Origin of the sequence: Enterorhabdus sp. P55 (assembly GCF_009911695.1) — a bacterium.
GTDB lineage: Bacteria > Actinomycetota > Coriobacteriia > Coriobacteriales > Eggerthellaceae > Enterorhabdus.
The window spans coordinates 1-536 of record NZ_QWKK01000313.1 but is presented as its reverse complement, the minus strand read 5'-3'; the positions used below and the strand labels follow the sequence as shown (position 1 = coordinate 536).

The 536-nt window shown below is 52.6% G+C and carries 1 protein-coding gene; it reads right to left on the bottom strand.

Features of this window, described 5'->3' with window-relative positions; translation table 11 throughout:
- Nucleotides 1-284 precede the first annotated feature (284 nt).
- Nucleotides 285-536 (bottom strand): hypothetical protein (locus tag D1643_RS11440; protein WP_160710689.1); only part of this gene is annotated, 252 nt, incomplete at its 5' end.

Here is a 536-nt window from a genome sequence, read left to right as displayed (position 1 = left end):
GTTGCGACGTGGTCGTCAGTGTAGAGGCAAGTCTTGCCGGCCTCGTAGCATTCAATGATGTCGTCCATGGACGTGAGCCCTGTAAGCTCAAGATCAGGTGTAGCGCGTGCCATATCTAAAGCTACCGCAGTGCGTATGGCGGATTTGTGACGTTCTGAAAGCATAAAAGCCTTTCTAATAAAAACAGAGTAATACGAAGTCGGGTTAAGCCAACTACTGGAGATGGTAAGGGCAGCGAAGCTGGCCGAACCATCGGGGCGTAGCCCCGGCTCTAAGTTGGCAAATTAGTCTTCAACGACAGGCACCACAAGGCTTTCCTCAAAGGCAGCCACTTCTTGGGCAATCGCCCACTCAAGAGCGGGTGAGCGTTTCCAGCTGGAATTGCGGTCTGTGCAGTAAGCAAGCTCAGGCGCAAGCCGTTCTGACGCTTCAAGGGCAATTTCAAGCGCTTTAGGCGAGGTACCATCGATGTGGTGTTTCGTCACCATGATTGTCAACCCGCCGCTTGCGCGGACATTTGTCAATTTGCCTTCAAG